Origin of the sequence: Bradyrhizobium sp. UBA2491, from assembly GCF_002341725.1 — a bacterium.
GTDB lineage: Bacteria > Pseudomonadota > Alphaproteobacteria > Rhizobiales > Xanthobacteraceae > Bradyrhizobium.
Genome location: NZ_DDOP01000099.1, coordinates 415 through 4,879 on the forward strand (window position 1 = coordinate 415; position 4,465 = coordinate 4,879).

Annotated in this window: 3 protein-coding genes; 2 read left to right on the plus strand and 1 reads right to left on the minus strand. The window is 64.3% G+C overall.

Annotated elements, in window-relative coordinates; translation table 11 throughout:
• Positions 1-327: 327 nt before the first annotated feature.
• Positions 328-1,818: a sigma-54-dependent transcriptional regulator gene (locus tag B2W55_RS32330; RefSeq protein WP_024584941.1), complete on the minus strand. Its 1,491-nt coding sequence runs from the start codon at positions 1,816-1,818 to the stop codon at positions 328-330.
• A 139-nt stretch (positions 1,819-1,957) separates the two neighbouring features.
• On the opposite strand from B2W55_RS32330, the gene B2W55_RS32335 reads away from it, so the two are divergent.
• Both B2W55_RS32335 and B2W55_RS32340 read left to right on the plus strand, forming a co-directional pair.
• On the plus strand, positions 1,958-3,871 hold the full coding sequence (locus B2W55_RS32335; RefSeq protein ID WP_024584942.1) for a M3 family oligoendopeptidase: 1,914 nt from the start codon (positions 1,958-1,960) through the stop codon (positions 3,869-3,871).
• Positions 3,872-4,145: 274 nt separating this feature from the next.
• Positions 4,146-4,298, plus strand: coding sequence for an aa3-type cytochrome c oxidase subunit IV (locus B2W55_RS32340; protein ID WP_024584943.1), 153 nt, complete (start codon positions 4,146-4,148; stop codon positions 4,296-4,298).
• Positions 4,299-4,465 lie beyond the last annotated feature (167 nt).

The window sequence follows — 4,465 nt, forward strand, 5'->3', positions numbered from 1 at the left end:
GTTGTTCGAACAGTCACGCATCATCACACCCCCTGGGTGGAACCGGCCCGGACTTCTGGAACGGTTCAAATCAGTATTTGGTTTCACAGTCTGCGCGGAAAGCGCCGGCTTGATCGATCGATTCGCACGCCTGCACGCAACCAACGCAGACGATACATTTGCCCCTCTCGTGCAGCCAGCGCCATGCGGGGCAACTCACGACAAACTGACTCGAAGCAGCTGATTTCGTTCGAGCAGTGCGTTTTTGCCACGCGGCACAGCCTTTGTCTGTCACCGCCACGACACGGTTCAAAAGGTTCCCTGGTGTGGCTTTATCGGCCGCAAGGCCTAGGTGGCGTCGCTCGTCCGCGCCCCGGCCGCGGCTTCGTCGAGCTTGCGATACAGGGTCGAGCGGCCGATCTTGAGCCGCCGCGCGACCTCCGACATCTGGCCGCGGTAATGCGAAATCGCGAAGCGGATGATCTCGTTCTCGAGATCTTCCAGTGGGCGCACCTCGCCCGCGGCATTGAGCATCGAGAGGCCGCCCGCGGTGGGCAGGGCTGCTGTGACTGGTATTTCGTTACCGGAAATCATGGCGGGCGCGGTCGAGGGCGACACCACCAGCGGCTCGCCCGTCAAGGACTTGCCCTCCGGCACCGGATGCGCCGTCGCCTGCGGGAAGTCGGCGAGCCCGAGCTGATCGCCGTCGCTCATCACCACGGCGCGATAGACCGTGTTCTCGAGCTGGCGGATATTGCCCGGCCAATCGAGTTGCGCCAGATGCGCCATCGCCTCGCCGCTGATGCCGGTGATGTTGCGGTTCTCCTCGGCGCAGAACCGCGCCAGGAAATGCCGCAGCAGATGCGGAATGTCCTCGCGCCGCTGCCGCAGCGCCGGAATGGTCAGCGGCAGCACGTGCAGGCGATAGAACAGGTCCTCGCGGAACTGGCCGGCCTTCACAAGGTCGAGCAGCTTGCGGTTGGTCGCCGAGATGATGCGGACATCGACCTTGACCGGCTTGCGGCCGCCGACCGCCTCGACGGTGCCCTCTTGCAGCGCGCGCAGCAGCTTGACCTGCGTCGCCAGCGGCAATTCGCCGACCTCGTCGAGGAACAGCGTGCCGCCATGGGCCTCGACGAACTTGCCCTGATGGCGTTCGGTGGCACCTGTGAAGGCACCCTTCTCATGGCCGAACAGGATCGATTCGACGAGATTGTCCGGGATGGCGCCGCAGTTCACCGCGACGAACGGCTTGGCCTTGCGCTCGCTGCTGCCATGGATGGCGCGCGCGAACAGTTCCTTGCCGACGCCGGACTCACCCTCGATCAGCACCGGGATGGTCGAGGAGGCGGCTTTTTGCGCGGTGCGCAGCACCCCGGCCATGGCCTCGCTGCGGGTGATGATGTCGGAGAAAGTCAGCCGGCCCTCGCGGCTGTGGCGGATCCGCTGCAATTCGCCCTTGAGCGCCGAGGCGTTGAGGACGTTGCGCAGGGACACCTGTAGCCGCTCGAAGCCGACCGGCTTGACGACGAAGTCCTGGGCGCCGGCGCGCATCGCCGAGACCACATTGTCGATCCCGCCATGCGCGGTCTGCACGATGACCGGGACGTTCAAACCAGCTTCACGAATTTTTGCGAGGACTCCGAGACCGTCGAGCCCCGGCATCACGAGGTCGAGCACGACGGCATCGATCGCCTGCGTCTCGGTTGCGGTCAGGGCCGCTATCGCCGCGTCGCCACTGTCCACGACGAGGGGCTCATAGCCGCACTTCTGCACCATGTTTTCAACCAAACGGCGCTGTACCGCGTCGTCATCGGCGATCAAAATGGTGGCAGCCATGGTTTTCCCCGCACGCTACGATTATTTGTCTCGAATCGGGGCAATGTCGCCGATGCCGATTAACGCACTCTTAAACCTTGCCATCCCGCCGTCATTCCGCAGCCGCCGTCCTTCCGACTGAAGTAAGGTTTCGAACCAGATGACCTCGCGCTCCAAATCCGCTCCGAACAAATCCGCTCTCAGCAAGGCCGCTCTCCGTAAGGAATCCGCGCTGCGCAAGACGGCCGCGCAACGCAAATCTTCAGGTGGCCCGGCGGCGAAGAAGGCCGCCGGCAAGACAGGCAAGCTCCCGGAATGGAATCTGGCAGATCTCTACTCCGGGATCGACGCGCCGGAAGTCGCACGCGATTTGCAGAAAATGGACGCCGATTGCGTCGCGTTTGAGACCGACTACAAGGGCAAACTGGCCGCAAATACCGCTCGCGATGGCGGCGGAAAGTGGCTCGCCGAGGCGGTCAGGCGCTACGAGGCGATCGACGACCTGGCCGGCAGGCTCGGCTCCTATGCCGGCCTCGTTCATGCCGGCGACAGCGTCGATCCCGCGATCTCGAAATTCTATGGCGACGTCTCCGAGCGGCTGACGGCGGCGTCGGTGCACCTCTTGTTCTTCGCGCTGGAGCTCAACCGCGTCGACGACGACGTGATCGAGCGCGCGATGGCCGAACCCACGCTCGGCCATTACCGGCCGTGGATCGAGGATCTCCGCAAGGACAAGCCGTACCAGCTCGAGGATCGCGTCGAGCAGCTGTTCCACGAAAAGGCGCAGAGCGGCTATGCCGCCTGGAACCGGCTGTTCGACCAGACCATCTCGGCCCTGCGCTTCAGGGTCGTGGGCAAGGAGCTCGCGATCGAGCCGACCCTGAACCTGTTGCAGGACAAGGCGGGGGAGAAGCGCAAGGCTGCGGCGCAGGCGCTCGCCAAGACCTTCAAGGACAATGAGCGCAGCTTCGCGCTGATCACCAACACGCTCGCCAAGGACAAGGAAATCTCCGACCGCTGGCGCGGCTTCCAGGATGTCGCGGACTCCCGCCATCTCAACAACCGGGTCGAGCGCGAGGTGGTCGATGCGCTGGTCGCCTCGGTGCGCGCCGCCTATCCCAAGCTGTCGCACCGCTATTACGCGCTGAAGGCCGGCTGGTTCAAAAAGAAGAAGCTGCCGCATTGGGACCGCAACGCGCCGCTGCCGTTCGCGGCGACCGGCACGATCGACTGGCCCGAGGCGCGCAACATGGTGCTGTCGGCCTATCGCGGCTTCTCACCCCGGATGGCCGAGATCGCGGAGCGCTTCTTCGTCGATCGCTGGATCGACGCGCCGGTCCGTCCCGGCAAGGCGCCCGGCGCGTTTTCGCATCCGACCACGCCGTCGGCGCATCCCTATGTGCTGATGAACTACCAGGGCAAGCCGCGCGACGTGATGACGCTGGCGCACGAGCTCGGCCACGGCGTGCATCAGGTGCTGGCGGCGAAGAACGGCGCGCTGATGGCGCCGACGCCGCTGACGCTGGCGGAAACCGCGAGCGTGTTCGGCGAGATGCTGACCTTCAAGCGGCTATTGTCGCAGACCAAGAACGCCAAGCAGCGCCAGGCGCTGCTCGCGGGCAAGGTCGAGGACATGATCAACACCGTGGTGCGGCAGATCGCGTTCTATTCATTCGAGCGCGCGGTTCATACCGAGCGCAAGAACGGCGAGCTCACCGCCGAGCGGATCGGCGAGCTCTGGCTCAGCGTGCAGGGCGAGAGCCTGGGGCCGGCGATCGAGATCAAGCCAGGCTACGAGACGTTCTGGATGTATATCCCGCACTTCATCCACTCGCCGTTCTACGTCTACGCCTATGCGTTCGGCGACTGCCTGGTGAACTCGCTCTACGCGGTCTACGAGCACGCTTCGGAGGGATTCGCCGAGCGCTATCTCGACATGCTCGCGGCCGGCGGCACCAAGCACTATTCCGAGCTGCTGAAGCCGTTCGGGCTCGACGCCAAGGATCCGAAATTCTGGGACGGCGGCCTGTCCGTCATCGCCGGCATGATCGACGAGCTGGAGGAGATGGGCTGAGGCCCATCGGTATTCCGCGACAGCACGGCCGGGCCGGTAGACGCGCGGTCCAGATCAGGTTTCGTTCGGCTTTTTTGCGCCGGACGGCATGATCGTTCCATGACACCCGCGTTCGGGAGGTCGATCCTGCCCCGGCGCGGTGCGCCTGCGTCGTCGGACCGCCGCATCGGGGACAATTGATGCGCCAGATCACCCGATCGGGACCGCGCCGTTGCCCTGCCAACCCGTTTGCGGTAATGGCTCGCGGAACGCGAATTTCTGACTGGGGACAGCGATGGCAGACCATAGCGAAGTGGCCTACACGACCGCCGACGGCAACGATTACGTGGCGCACGAGCAGACCTATGAAGGGTTTATCAAGCTCGTCAAATACGGCAGCATCGCAGTTGCCATCATCCTCATCCTGATGGCCTACTTCCTGGTCTGATCCCCTAGAGGTCGGCTTGCCGCATCGCCGTCCCGCGGCGGTGTGGAATTCCTGTCGAACCCGGCTGCAAAAACCGGGGTATCCAATCTGGCGAAAATAACGCTAGTTTGAAGACGCGTGCGCCGCTCGCGCCGCCGGAGGGCCCATGAAGATTGCCGTAGCGAAGG